Genomic DNA, 25,294 nt, shown 5'->3' on the forward strand with positions numbered 1-25,294 from the left:
GGCTTTGTTGTGTCTGGGGGCTGGAAATCCTTACCGTCAGTGCGGGCCTCTTCGCGAGCAAGCTCGCTACCACAGGTATTGCAGGTGTTCACAAGATCTGTGGCAGCCACCGTCCACTGTGGGAGCGAGCTTGCTCGCCAAAGGGCCGGTACAGGCAACAAAAAAGCCCGCAGACAATCGCTTGTCTGCGGGCTTCTGTGCATCTGGGCTAAGGCTTACGCCCGACGCTCATGCATCCGCGCCAGTTGCCGTTCCAGCATCGACGGATAAGGCTCCATCAACCGCTCCACGCAGCACGCCCCCTCAGGGCTGGCAATCGGCCGGATACGCGCACGCTGACGGATCAGCGCATCATCGCTGATCTTGCGCTCCACCAGCAGCAGGTTGCGACTGTGCTGCGACAGGGCCAGTGCATCCTGGGCCGAATCGGTCAGCAGCAGATCAATCTGGCTCAGACCGAACAACTCATCGCCAAGGGTCAGGCCCAGCTGCAATTGCAGGGTGATGCCGCTGTCGGCGACTTCGATCTGCAACTGATGGCCCAGCGCCCGCAACAACTCGCCGCAGCAAATCGCGTTGGTCAGGTAGTCGTCGCCACTGTCTTCGGTGTGGAACAGCATCAGCGTGCTGCCATCGTTCAGGGTTTCGATTTCGCCCTGATACAGCGAGGCGGCCTGATCGAGGCAGTCGCGATAGCGCTCCTGCAATTCTTCCAGACGCGCACGTGGCAGACGACGCAGTTGCTCCTGAGAACCCAGTTGAACCGCCAGCACCGCCGTGTGTTGCGGCACGCTCGGGGTGGCTTTGCGAATCTGCGGTTGTGCGGCACCGTTCAAGGACTCGTCGCGCAGATCGGCGAACGCGTCATCGTCATCATCGTCTTCGACGGTGCTGACCAAGTGGCGTGGTGCAGGCTTCTGCGCGGCCATCGGACGGGTTTCGTCAAAGCTCGGGTCACGCAGATTGCGCACCTCGAACTCGGTCTCGTCTTCCTCGTCTTCGAACTCGGGTTCCGGCTCAGGCGCGGGCTCCGGCGCATAGTTGGCGTGCAACTGACGGGCGAGATCGCCGATTTCGTCCTGACGCTCCATGCCCGGCGTGTGCTCGTCAATCCGGCGCAGCCATACACGCAATTGCAGCAGCGGGGTCGACAGGTAGCGGCCCATGCGCAAGCTCAAGGCCAGCGACAGCGCCAACAGAATCGCACTCAAAATGCCCATGCTTTGCAGGCTGATGGTCATCGGCTGCTGGAACTGATCCATGTCCAGACTGATACGCAGTTGCCCGGCGGTCACGTCCTGGAAAGTGATCTTGCTCTCGTACATGCCCTCGGCTTCGCCCAACAGGCTGTGCTTGGGGCGCTGACCGGATTCGGCGAGGATGCGGTTATCCACGCTATAGATTGCCGCGTGGGCCACCAGTTTGTTCTTGGTCAGGTTATTGAGCAGCACGTTGAGGCTGAGGATGTCGTTGGACACCAACAGCTCCGTGGCGGAAGTGGCCGTTTGCGTGGTCAGGCTTTCGCCCAGCGCATCGGCCTGCTCGTGCATGGCCTGCTTGAACTGCAAGCCCATCACGCAGGCATAAATCACCAGCGCCAGAGCGACGAGGATCACGTTATGGCTGGCAATGCGCAATGCAATCGGTACACGGCGGTGGCGCAGTGCACGGAAGATCAGCAGGAAGAAGTTATCGGTTTTAACTGGCGTGGGCCGGTTCACTGAGCTCGGCTCTTTTGTCCGTGAAGTTGACGCGCAGTATAGCGACAGGCCCTAGACCGGCAAAGCGCTCGCGGTGCCCGATGGTCACTGAAAGTGGGTAGAATGCGGTTTTTTTCCAGTTGCGGGGGTGCGCGTTGCGCGAAATCGTCCTGATTAACATCACGGGAGTCGACCGTCCGGGTCTGACTGCGGCCATTACCGGCGTTCTGGCACAAGGTGGTGTGAACATTCTCGACATCGGGCAAGCGGTGATCCACGACACCCTGTCGTTCGGCATCCTTGTTGAAATTCCCGATTCCGAGCAAGGCAAAGCCGTGCTCAAGGACATCCTGTTCAAGGGCTACGAGCTCGACCAACAGGTGCGCTTCACCCCGGTCTCCGAAGAGGATTACCAGCAATGGGTGGGCAATCAGGGCAAGAAGCGCCATATCGTCACCCTGTTGACTCGCAAAGTGACCGCCGGGCAATTGCAGGCTGTCAGTTCGATTACTGCCAAATATGGTCTGAACATCGACCATATCGACCGTCTGTCGGGTCGTATGCCGCTGGACACCCCGGCGGACAAGGGCAAGGGCTGTATCGAGTTCTCCGTGCGTGGCGAAGCGGCTGATCCGCAGGCGCTGCGTGCAGAATTCCTGAGCGTGGCGCAGGAGCTGAACGTCGACATCGCGTTCCAGGAAGATTCACTTTTCCGCCGCAACCGTCGTCTGGCGGTGTTTGACATGGACTCCACGCTGATCGAAGCCGAAGTCATCGACGAACTGGCGAAGGCTGCCGGTGTTGGCGAGCAAGTGTCGGCGATCACCGAGCGGGCGATGGCCGGCGAACTGGATTTTCGCGCCAGCTTCAAAGAGCGCCTGGCGTTGCTTAAAGGCCTGGACGTCAGCGTGCTGGACTCGATAGGCGCTTCGCTGCGCCTGACGGAGGGTGCAGAAACCCTGTTCGCCGAACTCAAGCGTCTGGGCTACAAGACCGCGATCCTGTCCGGCGGCTTCACCTATTTCGCCAAGCAATTGCAGGCCAAACTCGGCATTGACTACGTGTTCGCCAACGAGCTTGAAGTCGTCGACGGCAAGTGCACCGGCGTGGCGATCGAGCCGATCGTCGATGCGCAGCGCAAGGCTGACCTGTTGAAAGAGTTGGCACACAAGGAAGGTTTGCGTCTGGAGCAGACCATCGCGGTCGGCGACGGTGCGAATGACCTGCCGATGCTGGCGATTGCCGGTTTGGGTGTGGCGTTCCGCGCCAAGCCATTGGTCAAGCAGTCGGCGAAGCAGGCGATCTCGACTTTGGGTCTGGATGGCGTGCTGTATCTGCTGGGTTTCCGCGATCGCGACGGGCAGCTCTAAGATCTCGATAAGCTGATCTGGCCTCTTCGCGAGCAAGCTCGCTCCCACATTTGAAATGCATTCCAATGTGGGAGCGAGCTTGCTCGCGAAGGGCGCAACTGGGTCTAAAGCGACTTCCACAACGAATCAAAATCCTCCTCGCTGCCGCCATTCTGCGCGGCCTCCAGCGAGCGATAGGCAAACTGATTGAAACTATGCGTACTCGCCACCCGCCGATCCAGTCCGGCGCGGTGCTCGTCTCCATGGGTATTGATCAGCACTTTACTGCCTTCCTGAAAAGGCAATCGTGGCGCCAGCAAGGTTGCCGGCAAGTCGATCGCGCTGATCTGCGGCAACAGCAATCCGCGCAGATAGTGACTGTGATCATCCCGCGAGCGCACCAGCTGCAGGCCGCACGGCTGCGCATGCGGTGCCACCAGCTCAATGCCCATCTGTGTACCACCGCCACGCACCTGACGAATCCAGCGAATCACCGCAATGCTCCAGCCCAGACTTTCGCTGTCCTGAATCCCGAGCATTTCCCCAGCCTGTAATTCGGCGGGCACCTCTGCAGGCCAGCCCAGGCAATAACCGCCGGGACTGTGATTGATCACCGGCAGCGCGTAAGTGGGGTAGTGCGGTGTGTTGTCGGTGCTGCTTTCGTCTTCGATCAGATGGTCGTACTGGATTTCTTCGTATGGCAGAAACTCATCCGCCTTGCTCTGCGGCGCGGCGTCGAATGCCTGGCTCCAACTGTCTTTTTCGCCCTTGGCGACGACGCTGCTGAAGTTCGCCGCGGGCGCGCCGGGGTGCTTGAGCAGTTCGCTGAAACTGCGTTCGCCGCCGAGGTAAAAGTGCAGGGCGCTCATGCCCACGCACACGGTCAGGCTGCCTTGGCCAACGGTGCGCTGAAAGCTGCGTTCGGCGGCCTGACCCCAGGTCGCGTGCAAGTGTTGCAGAGTGTCGAAGCTGAGCCCCGCCGGGACAGGCAGCGGCGTCGAAGTGTCCTGACGCTGCAGATGCGCTTCGATGGCATTGACCAGTGGCTGCGGATCGAATCCGAGCAATCCGGCTTTTTGCTCGCTGCGGAACATGTTGCGATAACGCGGGCCGGCGTCGATTTCGGCGCTGATCGCAAACAAGCCATCGTCCGGACTGCCGGGATGCAGTTTGAGCAAGGTACTCCACGGTTCAAGGACTTCCGCGAGTCGAGCGATCTGGTTCTGCCGCAGTTGATTGCAACGTGCGCCGCCCAATAACAGGGTGGCGATGTACGTCTGTTCCAGGCTCAGCTCGGTAGTCAGGCTGGCGAGATCGTCACGTACCCGACGTTGTTGCAGCTGCAATTCACAGCCGATGCGATACAGCTGATGCAGTTCGAACCACAGGTGTTCCGGCGGTGAACTGTACAACTGCGTGGCGCGCAACAACAGGCCCTTGAGTGCGTGTGCCGTCCGTTGCAGGGCCTGGCTGACCAGCGCCGCGCGATCCTTGCTGTACTTGGGTGCGATACGCAACACGATCTGTTTGTAGCCGATGGCCAGATGACTTTGCAGCGCCTGGCACAGGTTGCTGACCTTGCGCGAACGCTCGTCGAGCATGATCGCCTGATGCAAAAAGTGCCGCTCCAGATGCTGGCAGACGAAATACACCTCTGGCCGCATCAGCTCCAAGAGTTGCAGGCGATTATCGCTGGGGGTGAGCAACTGGTTGAGTTCGCCCAGGCCTTGGTACAACTGGCGGGCGGTTTCGCCGATGTTCGCCTTGGGCAGGCCGGCGATCCAGCGTTTGAGGTCACGCGGGGTGGCTTCGCAGAACGACAGACGCGTTTGCGTTGGAGTGGGAGCGCGTAGCTGCGGAGGGGCGATGGTCTGGCTCATGCCAAAAACCATAGCAGCAAATGCTGCAATCTGCGGGAGCCGAACTGGCTCCCGCAGCACGGACATCAGGCTTTTGGCAGTGCCAGACCCTGGCCCATCTGCACTGGCGAACCCGCCACCAGTTCTTCAGCCCACTTCACTTGATCCGGGCCAAACAGCACGATCGCGGTGGAACCCAGCTTGAAACGGCCCAGTTCGGCGCCTTTTTCCAGATGGATCGGCGCGCGAGCGGCTTCGTCGTAGCGGAAGGTTTTCAGCTCACGCTTCGGCGGCGTGACCAGACCGGCCCACACGGTTTCGATCGAAGCAACGATCATTGCGCCCACGAGAACAACGGCCATCGGCCCACGCTCGGTGTCGAAGATGCATGCCACACGCTCGTTGCGGGCGAACAGCTCCGGGACGTTTTCGGCAGTGGTCTGGTTGACCGAGAAGATCCGGCCAGGGATGTAGACCATTTCACGCAGGGTGCCGGCCAGTGGCATGTGTACGCGGTGGTAGTCCTTCGGCGACAGGTAAATAGTCGCAAAGTCGCCGCCCATGAACGGCGCAGCATTGGCTGCATCACCGCCAAGCAGTTCCAGCACGCTGAAGCTGTGACCCTTGGCCTGGAACACGCGACCGTGTTCGATCGGGCCGAGTTGGCTGACCGCGCCGTCGGCCGGGCTGAGGATCGCGCCCGGGGTCTCGTCCAGCGGGCGCGCGCCATCTTTCAGGGCGCGGGTGAAGAAGGCGTTGAAGTGCTCGTAAGCGGTCACGTCTTCAACCAGCGCTTGCGACATGTCGACTTGATAGCGCTTGGCGAACCAGGTGGTGAAGGCATTCTTGAACCAGCGCACGCGGCACTCGGCAATGCAGCCGGCCAGGCGCGACAGCAGGTGGTGAGGCAGCAGGTACTGGCTGAGGATAAACAGACGCTCTTTCATGGGTTGTCCTTAAAAACCTTAAATCTCGACGGGCGTGTCAGGGTGGTTGCCCCATTCGCCCCAGGAACCGGCGTAGCCCTTGACCCGCGGATAACCGAGGGATTTGGCCACCAGATAAGTGAAGCCCGACCGGTGATGGGTCTGGCAGTGGGTAATGATTTCTTTGTCCTTGGTGATCCCCAGGTCTTCGAGGATCTGTGGCATGTCCGTGCGGATGCGCAGGTTACGCGCCTTGTCCATGCCCGCGGTCCATTCGAAATTGACCGCGCCGGGAATATGGCCGCCCTTGGCCGCCAGCACTTTCTCGCCGGAATATTCCAGCGGCCCGCGGGCATCCCAGATCGCCAGATCGGCGGCGCCGAGACGGCTTTGCAGGTATTCGCGCGTAGCGGTCGGTTCATCATGCAGGGTCAGCGATACCGGGCCACCAACAGCCCGTGGCACCTGGATCGACATCGGCATGCCATCCGCCAGCCATGCTGGTAGACCGCCGTCGACGTAGTGATATTTGTCGTGACCGATCACGTCGAGCAACCAGATGAACCGCCCGGCCCAGCCGCCGCCCTCGTCGTCGTAAACCACGTAGACCGTGTCTTTGCGATGGCCGAGTTCACCGAACAACGCTTCCAGATCGGCCTTCGCCGGCAGCAGTCCCGGTGCCGGCGGTTGGCCGAGCTGGGTGCGTTTGGGGTCGACAAACCGCGCGCCGGGAAGATGACCTTCGGCATAGCGGGCGGGGCTGGTCAGGTCCACCAGAATCAGTTCGCTGGACTCGAGCCGAGGGAGCAGGTCGCTCGGTTCGATAACGAGCGGCAAGCCAGAGAAGTCAGACATGTGAGGTCTCCAGAGCACAAAGGGGGGGATTGTAGCGCAGCCTCATCGGCCACGGCTGCTAAAGCTGTGCAGGGCTTTTTCGATGCACTGCGCGGTTTTACCGAAGGCTTGCACGGTGATGTCGGCGAATGGCCCGCCGCCCTGATCAGCCACAACGATCATGATCACCCGGCCATTGTTGACCAGTGATCGCAGGAACAGATGCTCGCCACGGAACAGCGTGCGCAGGCCCGGCGGCAGCAGCGCGGAGAATTGCGTGTTGTTCTCCGGGTTGATCCGCACCTGAGCTTGTTGTGCGAGCAGCCGTTGCAGAACTTTGCTCTGGCTGACAACAAAGTTCAGCGCAGAGGCTTCTTTGGGCAGGCCGAAAATTTGATTCACGCGCAGATTGGATTGCGTGCGATCGGCCATCAGAATCATCACCCGGCGCATGCCACTGGCGACCAGCGCGTCGCGGGCGGCGACGGTCAGGCTCATGGCATTGGTGAAACGGCTCGGCTCGGCCAGCAATTCGGCGCACTGCCGGCGCCATTGAGTCAGATCTTCGGCATTCGGTGCGGCAGCAGGCAACATCCCGGCCGGCAGGCGAAGGGTGCCCCACGGCCACAGCAGCGAAACCGCCGGGTGCCACAAGTCACGCATCGCATGCTGGCGCGCACTGTTGGCGGCTTGCTGGTGCAACTGTTGCTGCACCTCGTCCATCGAAATCTGTAGATAAAGGCTGGTCAGATACTGCCAGCGCTCACTGTGCGGACTGTCCCATGCCTGTTGGGCCGACAGCGCCAGACCGTTGGCCAGCAGTACGGTATTGGCGGGTTGATTGAGCCAGCGCCGCAGTGTTGGGTCGTCATCGAGACGATTTTGCTGACGCAACGGATGTTCGCTGTCACGGGCAATGCGCAACACTTTGACCAATTCGCGTTGCTCGCTGAGCAGCAACTTATAGCCCTGCTGCACCCAGATCGGCAGGTGCCAGGCTTGCACCAGCGCCTCGGCGATTTTAAGCAGGCGCACGCCAAACAATTGCTGCTCGACGGTGCGCGCCGATTCGCCCTTGTGGATAACCCGCAGTTCCCACTCTTCAAGCAATTGTGGATAGGTCAGTGCCAGCGGCCACAGCGGCGACAGAAACAGCAGGCTGCCCCAATGAATGTCTTGCCACAGCCGCGCCAGGCGACTGGCAAAAAAACCGTTGGCCTGTTGCGTGGCGTGCTGGCTGATCATTTGCAGTTGGCGCAAGGCCTTGGGGATTTGCATCTGCGGTTGAGCAGGCAGGCGCGCCAGCAGTTCTTCGGTGCGGGCCAGACCCAGACGGTTGATCGCAACTTCAAGATTTTCGGCCGGCGTGGCCATGGTCCCGTGGGTGTGACGATTTGCCTCACGGATGATGCTCAAGGCCAGCGCAGGGCTGTCCTGCATCAGGTCGGCGATGTCGCGCAGCGAGCTGCGATTGTCACGGATCGCCCCGCAAACCTTGTCGTGAGCCTCTTGCGGCACGGGCAGGCGCACGCTATCGAGCAGCTTGACCCAGCCGTCGAGGGTGGTCGGTTTTGCGTGTGGGACGTTCGTTTCATTAGCCATGTCTGGACGAGATCTTCACTGACTGTAGACGCGCCCGGCATGGGCTAAATTGGCTTTTCGCCTGAACTGGCTATAGTCTGGCGCAGTTTTGCCGATAAGTAGAAGAAGAGATTTTTTAACTTCCGAATATGACCTTGAACCCGACTTAAATAAGTACTTTCTACCTATGGCTAAAATTATCGGCATCATCGTCGTATTCGCGAGCGTGCTCGGCGGATACGTGCTCTCCCACGGCAAGATTGCCGCCCTGGTCCAGCCCTTCGAGGTGTTGATCATCGGTGGTGCGGCGCTGGGTGCATTCCTCCAGGCCAACCCCGGCTACATGACGATGCACGTGCTCAAGAAATCCCTGAGCATGTTCGGTTCGCGTTTCAGCCACACTTTTTATCTGGAAGTGCTCGGCCTGATCTACGAGATCCTCAACAAGAGCCGCCGCGAAGGCATGATGGCCATCGAAGGCGACATCGAAGACGCCGCCGCGAGCCCGATCTTCGCCAAGTACCCGGCGGTACTTAAAGACGAGCGCATGACCGCGTTCATCTGTGATTACCTGCGCATCATGTCCTCCGGCAACATGGCTCCGCACGAGCTGGAAGGCCTGTTCGACATGGAGCTGTACAGCCTTAAAGAAGACCTTGAGCACCCATCCCACGCGGTGAACGGTATTGCCGACGCCATGCCGGGTTTCGGTATCGTCGCGGCAGTACTGGGTATCGTGGTGACCATGGCGTCCTTGGGTGAAGGCGATCAGAAGTCCATCGGTCTGCACGTAGGTGCGGCACTGGTGGGTACCTTCTTCGGTATTCTCGCGGCCTATGGTTTCTTCGGTCCGCTGGCAACCTCTTTGGCCCACGATGCCAAAGAAGAGCTGAACGTCTACGAAGCCATCAAAGCCTCGCTGGTGGCTTCGGCTTCCGGCATGCCGCCATCGCTGGCGGTGGAGTTTGGTCGCAAGGTTCTGTACCCGGCCCACCGTCCAAGCTTTGCCGAGCTGGAACAAGCCGTTCGCGGTCGCTAAGTCATGGAAAATAATCAGCCGATTATCATCAAGCGCGTCAAGCGCATAGCCGGCGGGCATCACGGCGGGGCGTGGAAAATCGCCTTCGCCGACTTCGCCACGGCGATGATGGCGTTCTTCCTGGTGTTGTGGCTGCTGTCCACCGCAACGCCTGAGCAGAAGATCGCCATCGCCGGCTATTTCAAAGACCCGGTCGGCTTCTCCGAAAGCGGCACGCCGTACATCATCGATCTGGGCGGTACGCCTACCCTGGCGCCGGAAAACACTCTTAACCCTGAAGTGAAATCCCAGCCGCAACCGGACAAAGTCACGGTCGATGCCGAGCAAGTCGAAGGCATGGCCGAGATGGTCGAGAAGGAACGCCTGGAACTGCTCCTGCAAGAATTGCAGAACAAGGTCGACGAGAACCCGCAACTGCAGAAGTTCAAGGACCAGATCCTCTTCGAGATTACGCCGAACGGCTTGCGCATCCAGATCATGGACGCTGAGAACCGGCCGATGTTCGACTCGGGTTCTGCACGTTTGAAGCCGTACTTCGAAGACATCCTGCTGGCCATGGCCGACACCATCAAAGCGGTGCCGAACAAGATCAGCATCAGCGGTCACACCGATGCCAAGCCTTATATCGGCAGCGGCGATTACGGCAACTGGGAGCTTTCGGCCAACCGTGCCAACGCCGCCCGCCGTGCATTGATTGCCGGTAGCTATCCGGATGCGCAAGTGGCGCGGGTTGTGGGTTACGCCTCGTCGGCACTGTTCGACCGGGAAAACCCGTTCAACCCGGTCAACCGTCGCATCGACATCGTGGTGCTGACCAAGAAGGCCCAGGCCGCCATCGAAGGCGCGCAGGGCGCCGATCCGGCGAAACCGGCTGAGCAAGGACCGAGCGGTGCTGCTCCGGCAACACCGGTCGATCCGAACGCGCTGCCGGCAGATCAGCAACCGGTGCCTGCGCACGAGTTGCGCGAGCGCCTGAACCTGTTCGACGACGCGGCACCCAAACCGGCCCAGCCGGGAAGTGCGCCGCCAGCGCCACCGGCCACTGCACCGGCCCCCGCGCCGAAGCAGTGACCTACAAAAAGCCACGGTTACCGTGGCTTTTTTGTATCTGCCTGCGTCGCATTGACCAGTCGCAGTTTTCGCAATCACGGAAGATCAGTTATGGAAAGACTCAAAGCCTATTTTCAGCGGCACGGCAACGCACCTTTCAAGTTTGGTGAAGGGCGGGTCAGTGGCTATATCTCGGCCACGCTCGGGCTGTTGAGCCTGCTGGCGGTGTTCTGCTTCCTGTTCCCTGAATGGCTGACCACCGCTGAACTGCGCAAGGTCTACGACGAGCAATTCGCCCGCACCACACTGTTGCTCGGGCTGGTGCTGTCGTTCAGCCTCGGCACCCTGAATATCCTGCTCAACAAACGCAAACGTCTGGGGATCACCGGGCTGGTCGCTTCAGGCCTGGCGGTATTTCTCGGTGGCACCAATGTGCAAGTCAGCGAAATCGGGCAGACCCCATACTCGCTGGGGTTGGACTGGTTTGTCCTGGCGCTGCTGGTGTCGGCCATCGTGTTTATTCCGCTGGAAAAGCTCTACTCCAAAGACCCCGAGCAAAACATCCTGCGGCCTCACTGGCGCACCGACCTGACCTACTTTTTCGTCAGCCACATGCTGGTGCAGTTCATCCTGATCTTCATCACCGCCTCGTCGAGTTACATCGCCGGTTGGGCAGTGTCGCCGGGCTTTCAGGCCAGCGTGCAAAGCCTGCCGCTGGTGGTGCAGTTCCTGCTCGCGGTGCTGGTGGCGGATCTCGGTCAGTATTGGCTGCATCGGCTGTACCACGTGGTGCCTTTTCTCTGGCGCCTTCACGCCGTGCATCACTCCAGCACACACATGGACTGGCTCGCCGGTTCGCGCGTGCACTTCATCGAAATCCTGCTGACCCGCACCGGCGTACTGGTACCGCTGATGCTGCTGGGCTTCGCGCCGCAGGCGTTGAATGCCTATGTGATTCTGGTCGGTGTCCAGGCCGTACTGGCTCACGCCAACGTGCGAATCAATGGCGGCTGGCTGAATTACCTGATCGTCCTGCCGCGTTACCACCATTGGCACCACGCGCGGCACAAGGACTACATCTACAAGAACTACGCGATTCACACGCCGTTGGTGGACATGCTGTTCGGCACCTTCAAGCTGCCGCCGAAAGAGTGGCCGGTGCGTTATGGCGTGTTTGGCAAGGAATTGCCGGGCGGGATTGTGCAGCAGCATCTTTATGCGTTTAAGAAGCCTGAGCCGAAGTAAGGCCTGGCGGATATGAAAAGCCCCGAATCGTCGGGGCTTTTTTTCGTCTTTGGTTTGCCGGGTGGTCAGTAACCGTTTTCCGGCAAGCTGGCGATGATCGAGCGGTAGCTGTTCATTCGTTGCTGCTGCACGCGGCCATCTTCAAGGGCCTTGAGCAGTGCGCAACCCGGTTCGCGATCATGCTTGCAGTCGCGGAAGCGGCAGGTGCCGAGCAGGTCATTGAACTCGATGAAACCAGCTTCGACGTCGGCGCGGCTGACGTGGCCGAGGCCGAACTCGCGGATGCCCGGGGAGTCGATCAGTTCGCCGCCGCCCGGGAAGTGGAACAGCCGTGCGGTGGTCGTCGTGTGCGTGCCCTGACCGGACAGTTCGGACAACGGCCCGACGCGGGTTTCCACCTCAGGCAGCAGGCTGTTGACCAGCGACGACTTGCCGACACCGGACTGGCCAACGAACACGCTGATGCGTCCGTCGAGCTGCTGTTGCAGCTGTTCCATGCCATTGCCGTGGTGCGCCGAGACTTCCAGCACCGGATAACCCAGCGTGCGGTAAACGGCCAGCAGGGCGTTGAGTGCCGGGGCGTTCTGCTCGTCGATCAGATCGAATTTGTTCAGCAGCAACAGCGGACGGATGCCTGCGTGTTCGGCGGCTACGAGGTAGCGGTCGATCAGGTTGGCGTGCGGCTCTGGCAGCGGGGCGAAGACGATGACGATCATGTCGACGTTAGCGGCCACTGGCTTGAGCTGACCACGACTGTCCGGGCGGCACAGTTCGGTGGTGCGCGGCAATTGCGCGACGATCACACCGATACCCTGGTTGCCGGCACGCCAGACCACCTGGTCGCCGGTCACCAGCGCTGGCAGGTTGGCGCGCAAGTGGCAACGGAACACTTGGCCGGCGAGTTCGCCGTCCTTGGCCTCGACCTCGACCTGCACACCGAAGTGGGCGATCACCAGGCCGTGTTGCTCAGGGCCAAGGTCGCCGCCCTCCAATGCTTCGACAGCAGAGGACTCGCGTTTGGCGGCGCGTGCGGCGCGCTCGCCTTGAATCTTTTCGATGCGCCAGTTTTGACGACGATTGAGTTGGCGTTTGGCCATGGGTGTTCCGTCTGAAGAATGCAGCGATTAGGTAAAACGGCCGCGAGTTTAGCACGCCCGGCCACCGGCCTAGGCTAAACTGCGCAGCATTGCCTAGGAGCCGAAATATGCAAAACCCGCAGAACTTGATCTGGATCGACCTGGAAATGACCGGTCTTGATCCGGATAACGACGTCATCATCGAAATGGCCACCATTGTCACCGACAGTGATCTCAATACCCTGGCCGAAGGCCCGGTGATCGCCATTCATCACAGCGACGAAGTGCTTGCGCGCATGGATGAGTGGAACACTCGCACCCACGGCAACTCCGGCCTGACCCAGCGCGTGCGCGACAGCCGCATCACAATGGCCGAAGCCGAAGCCGAAACCATCGCGTTTCTGGAAAAGTGGGTGCCGAAGGGCAAGTCGCCGATCTGTGGCAACAGCATCTGCCAGGATCGCCGCTTCCTCTATACCCATATGAAGGCGCTGGAAAGCTACTTCCACTACCGCAACCTCGATGTGTCGACGCTTAAAGAGTTGGCCGCACGCTGGGCACCGGACGTACGCGACAGCTTCAAGAAGGGCAGCACGCATCTGGCGCTGGACGACATTCGCGAGTCCATCGCCGAGTTGCAGCACTACCGTAAGCACTTCATCAAGTTCTGATTTCGCTTGGCGGGTTTTTGTAGCGCGTTTTCTCGCCCTCTTTTGGTGCCGTACCGAAATGGCTAGACTGCGCGCCTTCCTGCCAGGATCGCCACCATGCTGCTGATGCTCTATCTGATCGCCATTACCGCTGAAGCCATGACTGGCGCCCTGTCCGCAGGCCGGCGCGGCATGGACTGGTTCGGGGTGGTGCTGATTGCCTGCGTCACGGCACTGGGCGGCGGTTCGGTGCGTGACGTGCTGCTCGGGCATTACCCGCTGACCTGGGTCAAACACCCGGAATACCTGGTGCTGACTTCCGTCGCGGCGATGTTCACGGTATTCACCGCACGCTGGATGCGGCATCTGCGCTCGCTGTTCCTGGTGCTCGACGCCGTAGGTCTGGTAGCGTTTACCCTGATCGGCTGCATGACTGCCCTGGAAATGGGCCACGGCATGTTGGTGGCGTCTGTCAGTGGCGTGATCACCGGGGTGTTTGGCGGCATCCTTCGCGACATCTTCTGCAACGACATCCCGCTGATCTTCCGTCGTGAACTGTACGCGAGCGTTTCGTTCGCCGCCGCATGGTGCTACATGCTGTGCCTGTATCTGAACGTGCCGGGCGAACAGGCGATTCTGATTACGCTGTTTGGCGGCTTCTTGTTACGTTTATTGGCAATCCGTTTCCATTGGGAAATGCCCAAGTTTGTTTATAACGACGAGCATTGAAATTTAATTCGCACAGTATGGTCGCTGTGCGAAGTTGGCTTGCGTGTCGCCAACGACTTATATGTGCATGTTTCTTACATTTTTCGCTTTGCTGCTGATTTGATTGGCGTGTTATTTATTTTTTCGGCATTTGGTTTAATGCTGGTCTTCTGAATTATCACGAAATCAAAGGAGTTGATTCATGAGTGAAAACATGGGCGATGCACAGGGCCAGTCTAATCATTCACAAACATTCGATAGTGTGACCCGTTTCAATGTGAAGTTTGATGCTGGCGACACCTCACGAAGTAAAGTGCTATACGGCAATGGCCGGATGCAGGTCAAGGTCCAAGTGGTGGTCTCCGGGGCGGATATAAATGGTAATGCCGTGCACGTGCCGTCTGAAGTAATGAACAGTATTGAGCTTATTCATTACGGTACTGGCAAGCGCCTGCGCGATGGTTGGAGCGCAAATACTGAACAAGGGCGATTTACGCTTGAGGCGCAAACGTCATTCGCCCCGATGGTGGCCTCCGACGATGACTTAGACGAGGATGCCGTTCATCCTCAGGTGCGTTCCTTCTGGGTTTCGTCGGCCACCCCAGGAACTACTCAGATCGCTGCACGCCTTACGCTGGGCGGGATTACGATTCGCAGCAACGGGAGCAGTCTTTCCAGTGTTCATGACAGCAGCGTGACCCTGGAAGCGCAGCAGCCACTGGCTTACTCCATTGAGCAATTCCGATGGGTCCCGGTCAGGCGAGGCAATGAAGAGCCGGGGAATCGCATTTGGAACCATTACTTGGGCTTGTATCCGCAAGGGCAGCAAACCAGGCTGGTCGACTGGATTGCCGATGGTGTTGCAGATGACGGTTACTTTGTCTCAGGCAACAAGCTCCGAGAAAAACAAACCAATTATCTTGAAGGTATTTTGATTCGCCCCGAAAAAAGCGAGGTCGCCGTATCTTTGCCATACAACGGCAGCGTTCTTGCTTATCGCCATTATGCTGATGCGATAACATCCGACTCAAAGTATTACAAGGTAAGGGTCAATGATCGGGACGGAGAGCTGACCGTGGTGCAAGCGATGTCTGAGTATTCGACTCTTTCGCCAGCTTCAAGGCAGGGCGGTGTTTTTCATTTTCGCGCCATTGATCAATATGGCACTGAACATAAGCTGGCTATTCACACGGATTTTTCCAGGCTTACCCTTACCGTGGAGCGAGGTTGAATGCGCGGTCTCTCTGCGTGTGCGCAATGTAATGTGGTAGCTATATATATCCTCATGTAAAACACAGCGCTGTAAGCTGTAACTTCATCAAGCGATGATGTTATCGCTGTTCCTGCCGTTACACCTGTTTAACACGTTGGCTGGCCCTTGGGTGCTGCGGGGCCAGCATCAGCTCACACTCAAGGATGAGAATATATGGCTGGCAAGCCGCCAAAGGTCAAACCTGTTCCTGCCCCAAACAAAACCCCCGATTTCAGCGCGGATGGCTCACATCGGCCACTGTCCTCTTTTCCAGAAATACCGCATCTACTGCCACTGCAACGCCTGGAATCGTTGCCCTCTTCCTATCGGCCAGATTTGGTCGCAGAGAGGCCTCCGGTCAGTGTGAGCGCGAGCCCGATGTCTTCCGCGAGCGATAAACTTGCGATGCTTGCCGCGGCCTCCTCGCTGGAAGATTACTGGATACCCACACCCAAAAGCCTCGGCGAGGCTGATGCGCAGGGCATCCAGATGTTCAAGCACCGTCAGTATGTGGCCGTATCCGACGAGCATTTCGTGCAAGTGGTTCTGGACGCCGAGAGTGGTCTGTTTCGCGCCACGCTGGCCAGAGAGCTGAAGCCTTCTGGCCCGCTACTGAAGCAGGACATCGGGAGCGGGTTCTGGCTCCCGCTGCACAGCAACTATTCACGTGATCACCTTGCAATATTCAGTTCGCTACGGGGACGAACGGCAGAACTGTTTCACCGCATGGGGCATTCGGTGGATGTTTTTCCCGAAGTAACGATTACCCGCATTCTTGCGGTGAGTGGCATGGATGAAATGCTGGCGAGCGATTCCCCTATTAGCTCGCGATCCCTCGCCTTGCTGCAGGACGCCCTCAGGCGCTTCAGCCTCGATCAGAAAATCCAGACGTCCATCACACAACTGCAACATCCCGACCCGTTGGTGCGCGCCCAGGTCGATCCCGATTTGCAGGCTCTGCTGCAGTTGCGCGAAGGCGATCCTGCGGGACGCCGTGTTCAACGGGCTCGCACCGTACTCTTTCAGAATCATGAGCGCGCGTTCGAACTCGACTGTGATGCATACACGTTGCAGATGCGGCGGATCTTTCCTGACCTGCCCAAAATGGTGGCCCAGGCGTTGTGGCGCGATGCAAGCGCCGCTGATCGTCTGCATATGCACAATCAACCGGGAATGCCACGGCGAATGGCAGAAGAGGCGCTGCTGTCTCTGCGCGATGTTCGTCTGGCGAGAGCTTGCGAAGGGATATATCTGGATTCGATCTCCAGCCCGGACAGTGACCGACTGGCGTTGCATATGATCGGGCGCCTTGCAGGGTGGTCGCCAAAAGTTCATATCGAGATTCGTCAGGGCGGGGCGGACGGGGAGGTCGTGACCGCTATAGGCGATGTTCGGACTCCGTTCCATCACATACTGGTACGGCAGGACGCAGGCTACGTCATCAGCAGCCCCGAAGGTTCATCGTATAAAGGTATGAGCGATCTTTATTCGGCGGTCTGGTTCCTGTTGCTGCCCGTACAGCGTCAGACGCTCGGTATATCGGAAGGAGGAGGGCAAGCACTCCGGCAATTGATTCGTGCACAGCCGTTACCGTCGCGCCAGGTCGTGAGCGAAATGCTGGGGTTGGTGCCGCTTCCGGTTACTGTCGATCCTGTCGCCGCTCAATACAGACAAGCGGGACAGTTGCGAGGCGGAGCCGATAACAACCCGACATCGGCCAAGTCCGTTGTTGACCGCGTAGGTGATCTTTATCCGCAGCTTTCGGGTGAGGAGGTATCGACGTTTATCAACGAGCGTTTGAAAGGTGATCCATCCGGTGTAATGACTCGCTTGGAAAAAGAGTTCGCGACGTTGCGTAATGAATTGGCGATATGGAGTGCCGATGAACCGTCATCTCGTTCGGAATCGTCGGGACAGGGCAGTGCGCCAACACCCGCCGAGCGACGCCAGGCTCGCGAGCAATTCAGCGCAAAGCTGCAAGATATCTGGCAGCGCAAGTCGGTTTCGAGATGGGGGTACGGTGACTATCATTTTTCTTACGACGTCGATTTTTCTGGTGAGTTACCAAGGCTATCCGCCAGATTCGAGTATGTGACAGAGTTAATACTAACCGCACAGAAACCGGGCACACGGATAGGCGCGTTCCTTGACAGTTTTCCCAATGTTCAATATTTGATGGTGACCGGTTTAAAAATGGAGGAGTTCCCGTTAGGGGTCTTTCAAATGCGCGAGTTGCGTCAACTCACGCTGGATAAGTGCTCGCTCAGACTTTCTGAGATAACGGCTGAAGGGCTGTCAAGAATGGAAACCCTTACATTGTTGAACCTGGCACACAATCCTCTGACAGTTTCTCCGCATGTAGGCTTCATGCCGGATTTAACGGAATTGATGCTCTATGACGCCAATCTGTCCAGCGTTCCTTCAGGAATAGATATGCTGAAAGAGCTACAGGTGTTGGCGTTACAGAACAATGATATTAAAGATGTGGGGGATGAGTTGTTCGATATCCCGGATACACAGGATCTGTTCGTTGGTCTGGTGAATAATCCCTTGAGTAACGCGTCGAGGCAGCGGATTACCGAGTATCTGGAGTATTCCAGCATGGATCGGAAAATAGAAATTCAAATGGATGAGCCAGTTTCAGACGTAGAGTACGAGAGTGAATCCTCGGAAAGCGGTTTCTCCACAGGTTCAGACAGTGACTGAATGTTGATGGACGTAACGGGTTTATTGTTTGTCTAACATAAATTGATAAGTATAAATAACGCGGCGGCTCCCCTTCTGCTTTCCGCTCCATGGCGATCAGGAGGGGAGGAGCATCATGTGATGCCGGAATCAAAGGCCCAAAGCGAGCGGTTTTGCGTTTTGTAACATGAATTCAGCAGTTTTTGATTGTTTGATGATTTGTGTAGGTTGTCGGTTTTGATGTTCAAGTATTTCCTCGGCTTTGCCTCTTAATAATTTGTCGAATGTCCCGACTTTTATTGTTTTTTTAGTCGTGCGTCAATACTTCGACGTGCCCTGAGAGGGGCGAGAATTATTAATTGGTCAGGGGTTATTTTATGTTTGATGAGCAGCTTAGTGTGTCCCGTATCGAGGTTAAACTCGACTCTGCAAGGTCTGGTCAACATAAGGTTCTTTACGCCAACGGTAGAATGCAAGTGCGCGTGTTGGTGCTTTTGCACGGAGTCGATAACAGTGGAGACGGCGCGTCACTGTATGGACATCCCGCCTTGCAGTCACTGCGGTTGATTGCCTATAACGGCGCTCGGCCTCTGGAAGGAGACTGGGGTGTATCGGTGCATGAAAATCGGTATGCCCACGAAATGTCGGGTGGGGCGCCGCGGGTTACAGAAATATCGCGTGTTAAGGACAATCGGATAAGTGACGATGCTGATCCGGTGCAGGTTTTTGAGTTTTGGGTTTCCGCCTCCAGGCCTGGAGTCATGGAAGTGGCTGCCGAAATCATCATGGCCGAGGAGGTATTGCGAAGTAACGGAGTTGGCTTTGACAGCAGTGTTACGCTAGAAGCGATTCCACCGAGAGAGTATCCGCTGAGCAGTTTCTCGTTGAGCAAGTACGATGAGAAACAGCAGAGAGCCACGTATGACTGGGTCCAGCATTATCATATTGGTCTACACGCAGAGGGCCGGCAGATTCACCTCCTCGACTGGTACAGCAGTGAAGTAAAACTTGACCCTTATGATTCGGAAAATTCGGTGCAGGTGTATGTGTCCGGAAATATCCCTGGCACACGGGATGGTCGCAGAAATTTTTATGGGTATATGGCGCCGATTTATGGGCTGAAAACAACCTTTCGCAGCCCTCTCGGCTACATAACCGTACCTATTAATAAAGTGCCTGGGCAGTTGACACTTGTGCAGTATATTTCCGCTGATCTGCAAGTGGCGCCGGCCAATGAAAGCGCATTCGAGTTTGCAGTGATTGATGAATTCGGTTCGGAGCACAGGCTTTGTATCGATGGTGATAAAGAACAGCGCACGTTTATTCTGGATGAATCCAGGCGATCAATGAAAAAACTTATCTGATTTTGACATGTGGTTAGCGGTTTTTTTTGCTCGCCAGCCTGATCGGCCAATATCTGAATTTGGAAATAAAGGACGCTTTTCAATGGTAAGTAATTCATCTTCCGCTGTTCATTCAAATGCTTTCAACTTCGGTGAGTTCGTTTCCGGAGGCGTTGATCCTCGCACGGGCATATATACATGTGCCTTTTCGTTGGGGAAGTTGTACTCGGCGGATCTCAATGGTCCTGAATTTGCACTCTCAATGGGGTTTAATCCGCTCAATCAGGTGGATGCCGGTTTCGGCCTTGGGTGGTCTTTGACCATGACGCATTACAACTTGCGCAGCAAAGTCATGACGCTGTCCAACGGTGAGCGATACAAGGCTGTCGAGACGTCTGCCGGCCTGAAGTTCAAGGAAATGAAACTGCAAACCGCCAAGGTATTGGTGATCGGGACAGGCCGCTATGAGGTCCAATACAAGGATGGGCGCCGTGAGTTACTGAAAGTTCAGGCGGGCACTCAGATTGCCGTGGCGGAAACAATTTTCGCGGCGAACGGTGTGAGCATCACGCTGAAGCATAAATTGTTCAATCAGTTTCCCATGTTGACGGAAGTCTCTGACGCCAAGAGCTGCCTGTTGAAAATTACACGCAATGCAGGTCAAGTGACATTGACCCGGCATCCCGATACGCCGTCCAGTTCCGACTACAAGTTGATCTTGAAAAACAGTCGGGTGACGGCAATCGAGCTTCCGCTCGGCAAAGGCTGGGAGCTGGAATATGAAGTCATTGATGAGGCCAGCTATTTGCGCCGCGTCGTCAACCCCTTGCGCGGCGTAGAAATCATTCGCTACAAGCGGCAAGGTCACCGCTTCGTAAACGGCGTGGAACAGACGCTGCCGTTTGTCATCGCTCACGATGTTTACCCGGGGCGTCGCCAGGCCAGGCTCTGCAAGATATACACGTATTCCGACCATAACTTTCTCGGGCAGGGTCTCATCCCGGCCAAGGACGAAGACGGAGATCCTCTTTACCTGGCGCCCAGTCACTACGTCTATACCTCGGACGAGAAATTGGTGGTCAACGGTAAGGTTCACACCCGGATTAATCGCACCTACAACAAATTCCATTTGCTGGTCGCAGAAGTTACAACATGCGGCGATGCCCAGACCACAACCACCACCGAATATCATTGTTCCGTCGTAAGGCCATTCAATGAACAGCCGGCTCAGTTCCGCATGCCCAAGGTTCAGAAGGTGACGTATCTCGATCGGGGCACCCAAAAGTCGCGCGAGGAAACCACCGTCACTGAGTTCGACGGCGAAGGCAACTTGCTCAAGTATGTCGAGCCGAGTGGGGTGACGACCGTGTCGGAATTTTATCCGGCAAGCGGTGGGGACAACTGCCCAAAGGATCCGCTGGGTTTTATCAGGTTCCAGAAAAAGAGGACTGTTACCGCTGCTGCAGCAGGTGGAAACTCGACTGTCACGTATTACGACTATGCGCTGCATCCCGCGTTGAAAGGTGCGGAACTGGCATCCGTGTTACCGGTTGAGGAGCGTTATTTCGAGCTCGTGGAGGGGGTTGAGGTCCTGCGCTCGAGAACCGCAAGGCATTACCTGAATACGCCAATGGACCCGCTCAAGCACGGGGCCATGAAAGAGCAAAGCATCACCCGTAACGATAAAAAGACTTGTACGGAATTTTCCTATGAGCTTGAGGACGTCGGGCTGCGAGTGAAGTCCAGCACACGCGGGTTTGATGGCTCGTTGCAGACCAGCGAGAAAGTGCTCTCGACGCTGAGCGGATTACCGTTGTCAGAAGTCGGTGTCGATGGCGAGCAGATCGAATATGAATACGACGCGATCGGCCGGGCAGTGTGCAAAACGGTTGCCCGCGGTACTCCTTACGCAGCCTCTACCAGGTGGGCCTATATCGCAGCCACCATTCAGCAGCCGGCCACGATGGTGACCATTGACCCTGCCGGCTGTGAACAAAGAGTGACCTATGACGGCCTGGAACGGGTGGTTACCGTTCAGGAACAGGACTGTGACTATCCGGATGAGGATGGGCTCATTCAGTTTCGCACGCTCTATTCCGCCATTCATGATTCGGCGGGTCACAAGGTAAACGTGACGCTGACCGATTGGCGCGATGGCAAGCCTTATCCGGTCATCACTCGCTACGAATTCGATAACTGGGGGCAGGTCAGCAAGACGCTCCATGCCGATGGGCGTATCGAACACAGCGAGGCCGATCCGGTCGCTCGCCAGCAAACGAGTTGGCTTCAGGGAATGGGCAAGACAGTTACCCTCGCCAACGAGTTTGGTAAACCACTGAGTGTCGAGAGCTTCAATCTGAAGAATAAGAGCCTCGGCAAAACCGTTTACACCTATGACGGATTGGGGCGCACAACCAGCCAGACCGATCCGGTCGGCAATACCACTCGATATGGGTACGACGTTTTTGACCGGATGATCCGTAGTGTCCTGCCCGGCACCAGCGAAGTGGTAACCGACTACGCCGATCACAGTGATGAAGCGCTGCCGGTCTGCATCCGGGTTAATGGCAGAGTGTTGGGCCGGCAGGTGTATGACGGTTTGAATCGCCTGACGAAAAGTACCGTGGGCGGACGCAAGTCCGAGGCCGGATATGAAGCGGGGTTCAGTCAGCCGCAGTGGTACAAGAGCGCCGATGGCAAGAAAACCGAATTTACTTATGTACGAGCTCTGGGCGGTTTACTGACTGAACGCAAGGTGGGGGCATTGCTCACGACCATGACTTACGACCCCGTCAACGGGCATCCCTTGACCTGCACCGAAAACAGCAGAGAGCGTCGTTTTACGTATTACCCTTCCGGGCGCATCAAATCCGAAACGACTACCTACGGCGATGTCAGCAAAGCAACTTCTTTTACCTATTCTTTAGAGGGGCGACCGCTCATCTATGTCGATGTACTCGGATCCGAGCATAGATCCGAATACGATGACCACGGCCGCTTGTTATCGACTTTGCAGGGTTCGCTGAAAACCGAATTCCACTACAACATCCAAACAGGGATGCTGGAATGGACGAAGACCGAAGAGACTTCGATCAAGCGTCAAATGATCACTCGGTTTGCCTATGATGATATCGGTCGTGAAACCCTCCGTACTTTCGAGGTCAAGGGCCAGCCCGACCAGACGCTGGCGTCGACTTATACGCTCGCTGGCAAACTGTCGCGCAAAGTGTCCATGCGCGGCACACAAGTGTTGCGCGATGAACAATTTGTTTACGACGTGCGTGGGCGTCTGATCCAGTACGACTGTGCCGGAACCCAAAAACCCTTGGATCCTTACGGCAAAGAGATAGTCCAGCAGACGTTTACATTCGATGCACTGGACAACCTTCTCACCGTACAAACCCGGTTCCCGCTGGGTGTGAATCTGACCACCTTCAGTTATGAAAATCCGGACCCCGCGCAGCTCAGCGCAGTCAAGCATTCCCATGTCGACTATCCACCGGCAGTGACCCTGGAATACGACGCCAACGGCAGGATGATCAAGGATGATCAGGCGCGAACCCTGACCTATGACGCGTTCGGACGTCTCGAGCAACTGGCTGGCGCAGGAGGTTCAGTCATCCGCGGCTACCATTACGACGGTTTCGATCACCTGGTTGAACTGTCGCAACCGGATACGGCAACGGCGCAGCGTTATTACTACGAAGGCCGGGTCACCAATGAGGTTCGTGGTAAAGATTCATCCAGCGTCGTGCGGCACGGTGGATTGCTTGTGGGGCAGCAGCAGCTCGGATTGAACGCCGGCGCGCAACTGTTCGGCACCGATCAGCAGCAAAGTGTATTGGCAGAGCTGGGTGAGGGGCAGCTGACCGATTGCGCTTACAGCCCTTACGGGCATCGTCCTGCCGAGGGTGGTTTGTTCAGTCTGGCGGGGTTCAACGGCGAGCAACTGGACCGGGCGACCGGCCTTTATCTGCTGGGCAACGGTTACCGAGCCTATAGCCCGACACTGATGCGTTTTCTCAGCCCCGATAGCATGAGTCCATTTGGTGGGGGCGGATTGAATGCCTACGCTTATTGCCTGGGCGATCCTGTCAATCGTGTTGACCCTACGGGGCATATATCCTGGCAATTGATCCTGGGAGTCGGACTCAGTGTCCTGGGGATTGTTGCCAGCGTGCTCTCGGCGGGCGCCACAACGCCATGGGCGGTGGCGGCGTTGGGCCTGACCGTTGCTTCAGGTTTGACGGGAATCGCCAGCGAATTGGTCAGTCACTATGCACCGGATTCTTCTGCAGGAGAGCTATTGGGGTGGATCAGTGTCGGTCTTGGCCTGGCTTCGCTCGGTACAGGTCTGGCGGCCGGCGCCAAAGCTGCTGTGAATGGAGCCAGAAAGCTGGCTTCAGCCTTTCAACCAGGGCTCAGTGGACGGGGGGCGGGCAAAGCTTTTGCCAAAGGACGAGGAGCCAAGGCTGCGGCCAAAAAAGCCAGCGCGCCGGTTCAGGAGCAGATCGATACGAAATGGACACTCGTCAAGACCTACGAAAAAAATGGTCGGAACTACATCGAGGTAGCGGGTAAAGAAGACTTGAAGAAAAAAGCTGAGTTCTTCATGAAGGAAATTTCAGAGGGAAAACCTCCGAGCATGGCCGCCCAGCTAGCGGAAGGCCGTTACGAGCCAATGCACGGTTCATCCAGCTCGACGATGAAGGGAATGCATTTTTACTTGGGCGGGGGAGATCGCGTGTATCTGGTGGAGAACTCCAAGGACAGGATTGCAGACATCATCCAGTTGGGCGGCCACCTTAAAAAATCCAAGTGACAGGTATAAACACACGACCAGGCAGCACCAAGCCAGAACCAAGAGTACTCAAGGGCAAGATCATGATTTGAGCTCTTTGCTGGCCAGTTTCGCGTGCGCAGGTCGGGAGTGCTGTTCCAGCGCCCACTCCACATGCTCTCTAACCAACGCTGACGGATAATCCCGTCGCGCCTTCAACGCTTCCAGCACCGGGATCGTTGAAGGCGCATTGCCCAGCCCCACCGCCAGATTCCTCAACCAGCGCTCATACCCCGCTCGCCGCAACGGTGAACCTTCGGTGCTGCTCAAGAATTTCTCTTCATCCCACAAAAACAGCTCGGCCAGTTCGGCGTTGTCGAGGTTGTGCCGTGGCTTGAAGTCGGTTTCGCCAGACGGCCGCGCGAAGCGGTTCCACGGGCAGACTATCTGGCAGTCATCGCAGCCGAAGACTCGATTGCCGATCAGCGGACGCAGGTCTTCAGGGATGGCATTTTTGAGCTCGATGGTCAGATAGGAAATGCAGCGCCGGGCGTCGAGCACATAAGGGCCGACGAAGGCGTTGGTCGGGCAGATATCCAGGCACGCCGTACAGCGACCGCAATGTTCGGTGCTGTGCGGTTCATCCACCGGCAGCGGCAGGTCGACGAACAGTTCGCTCAGAAAGAAGTAACTGCCGGCTTTGCGGTTCAACACCAGGGTGTTTTTGCCGATCCAGCCCAGCCCGGCCTGCTCGGCGATGGCTTTTTCCAGCACCGGAGCGCTGTCGACGAAGGCGCGGAAGCCAAATGGGCCAATCTCGGCTTGAATCTTGTCCGCTAATTGTTGAACGCGTTTACGGATCAATTTGTGGTAATCGCGGCCCAAGGCATAACGCGACACGTACGCTTTTTCCGGTTGGGCCAGACGTTTGGCCATCTCGGTGTCGCCCGGCAGGTAGTCCATGCGCAGGGAAACCACGCGCAAAGTACCGGGCACCAGCTCTTCCGGATGCGAACGTTTGCTGCCGTGGGCACCCATGTAGTCCATTTCGCCGTGGTAGCCAGCTTCGAGCCAGCGCGCCAGGTGCTGCTCATGCTCTGCCAGATCCAGGCCACTGATGCCGACTTGCTGAAAGCCCAGCTCGCGGCCCCAATCCTTGATTGATTGGGCGAGGGCGGGCAGGTCTGTAGTGATGGCGGACATGAGGCGAGAGAAAC

Annotated in this window: 17 protein-coding genes; 10 read left to right on the forward strand and 7 right to left on the reverse strand. The window is 57.5% G+C overall.

Going from position 1 to position 25,294, the window contains the following annotated elements; translation table 11 throughout:
* Positions 1-215: 215 nt before the first annotated feature.
* On the reverse strand, positions 216-1,721 hold the full coding sequence (locus tag ACA069_RS02650; protein ID WP_497616202.1) for an AhpA/YtjB family protein: 1,506 nt from the start codon (positions 1,719-1,721) through the stop codon (positions 216-218).
* 134 nt (positions 1,722-1,855) lie between these two features.
* Between ACA069_RS02650 and serB the strand changes: the two genes are divergently transcribed.
* Positions 1,856-3,070, forward strand: coding sequence for a phosphoserine phosphatase SerB (gene serB, locus ACA069_RS02655; protein ID WP_007967407.1), 1,215 nt, complete (start codon positions 1,856-1,858; stop codon positions 3,068-3,070).
* A 104-nt stretch (positions 3,071-3,174) separates the two neighbouring features.
* On the opposite strand, the gene ACA069_RS02660 is transcribed toward serB, so the two are convergent.
* From ACA069_RS02660 to ACA069_RS02675, 4 genes are all read right to left on the reverse strand, one after another.
* Positions 3,175-4,929 (reverse strand): cyclic-di-GMP receptor FimW-related protein, encoded by a 1,755-nt coding sequence (locus ACA069_RS02660; protein WP_497616203.1) that lies wholly within the window; start codon positions 4,927-4,929, stop codon positions 3,175-3,177.
* A gap of 65 nt (positions 4,930-4,994) precedes the next feature.
* A complete protein-coding gene (gene asd, locus ACA069_RS02665) occupies positions 4,995-5,855 on the reverse strand; it encodes an archaetidylserine decarboxylase (RefSeq protein WP_401271247.1) in 861 nt (286 codons plus the stop codon).
* A gap of 18 nt (positions 5,856-5,873) precedes the next feature.
* Positions 5,874-6,689: a thiosulfate sulfurtransferase gene (gene rhdA / locus ACA069_RS02670; RefSeq protein WP_497616206.1), complete on the reverse strand. Its 816-nt coding sequence runs from the start codon at positions 6,687-6,689 to the stop codon at positions 5,874-5,876.
* 42 nt (positions 6,690-6,731) lie between these two features.
* Positions 6,732-8,270, reverse strand: coding sequence for an HDOD domain-containing protein (locus ACA069_RS02675; RefSeq protein WP_497616207.1), 1,539 nt, complete (start codon positions 8,268-8,270; stop codon positions 6,732-6,734).
* A 166-nt stretch (positions 8,271-8,436) separates the two neighbouring features.
* Here ACA069_RS02675 and motA point away from each other — a divergent pair, with 166 nt between their 5' ends.
* The 3 genes from motA (at position 8,437) to ACA069_RS02690 (ending at position 11,583) form a co-directional block, all read left to right on the forward strand.
* Entirely contained in the window at positions 8,437-9,288 is an 852-nt protein-coding gene (gene motA, locus ACA069_RS02680; protein WP_497616209.1) for a flagellar motor stator protein MotA, read from the forward strand.
* 3 nt (positions 9,289-9,291) lie between these two features.
* Positions 9,292-10,359: a flagellar motor protein MotB gene (motB, locus tag ACA069_RS02685; RefSeq protein ID WP_401271254.1), complete on the forward strand. Its 1,068-nt coding sequence runs from the start codon at positions 9,292-9,294 to the stop codon at positions 10,357-10,359.
* A gap of 90 nt (positions 10,360-10,449) precedes the next feature.
* Positions 10,450-11,583 (forward strand): sterol desaturase family protein, encoded by a 1,134-nt coding sequence (locus ACA069_RS02690; protein WP_187677893.1) that lies wholly within the window; start codon positions 10,450-10,452, stop codon positions 11,581-11,583.
* A gap of 65 nt (positions 11,584-11,648) precedes the next feature.
* Here ACA069_RS02690 and rsgA read toward each other — a convergent pair whose 3' ends face one another.
* On the reverse strand, positions 11,649-12,680 hold the full coding sequence (gene rsgA, locus ACA069_RS02695; RefSeq protein ID WP_187677885.1) for a small ribosomal subunit biogenesis GTPase RsgA: 1,032 nt from the start codon (positions 12,678-12,680) through the stop codon (positions 11,649-11,651).
* 107 nt (positions 12,681-12,787) lie between these two features.
* On the opposite strand from rsgA, the gene orn reads away from it, so the two are divergent.
* The 6 genes from orn (at position 12,788) to ACA069_RS02725 (ending at position 24,119) form a co-directional block, all read left to right on the forward strand.
* Positions 12,788-13,330 carry an oligoribonuclease gene (gene orn / locus ACA069_RS02700; protein WP_187677884.1) on the forward strand — a complete coding sequence of 181 codons (543 nt, stop codon included), beginning with the start codon at positions 12,788-12,790 and terminating at the stop codon, positions 13,328-13,330.
* Between the two features lie 96 nt (positions 13,331-13,426).
* Positions 13,427-14,038: a trimeric intracellular cation channel family protein gene (locus ACA069_RS02705; protein WP_137217697.1), complete on the forward strand. Its 612-nt coding sequence runs from the start codon at positions 13,427-13,429 to the stop codon at positions 14,036-14,038.
* A 181-nt stretch (positions 14,039-14,219) separates the two neighbouring features.
* Entirely contained in the window at positions 14,220-15,248 is a 1,029-nt protein-coding gene (locus tag ACA069_RS02710; protein WP_497616211.1) for a hypothetical protein, read from the forward strand.
* A gap of 195 nt (positions 15,249-15,443) precedes the next feature.
* On the forward strand, positions 15,444-17,975 hold the full coding sequence (locus ACA069_RS02715; protein WP_497616212.1) for a leucine-rich repeat domain-containing protein: 2,532 nt from the start codon (positions 15,444-15,446) through the stop codon (positions 17,973-17,975).
* Between the two features lie 356 nt (positions 17,976-18,331).
* The gene (locus tag ACA069_RS02720; protein ID WP_401271262.1) at positions 18,332-19,318 is read left to right on the forward strand and encodes a hypothetical protein; all 987 of its coding nucleotides are present in this window, start codon (positions 18,332-18,334) and stop codon (positions 19,316-19,318) included.
* A 190-nt stretch (positions 19,319-19,508) separates the two neighbouring features.
* Complete coding sequence (locus ACA069_RS02725) at positions 19,509-24,119, forward strand: RHS repeat domain-containing protein (protein ID WP_497616213.1); 4,611 nt, start codon at positions 19,509-19,511, stop codon at positions 24,117-24,119.
* Between the two features lie 60 nt (positions 24,120-24,179).
* Here ACA069_RS02725 and queG read toward each other — a convergent pair whose 3' ends face one another.
* On the reverse strand, positions 24,180-25,280 hold the full coding sequence (gene queG / locus ACA069_RS02730) for a tRNA epoxyqueuosine(34) reductase QueG (RefSeq protein ID WP_489880354.1): 1,101 nt from the start codon (positions 25,278-25,280) through the stop codon (positions 24,180-24,182).
* Positions 25,281-25,294 lie beyond the last annotated feature (14 nt).

This window comes from Pseudomonas sp. LBUM1652 (assembly GCF_059716105.1).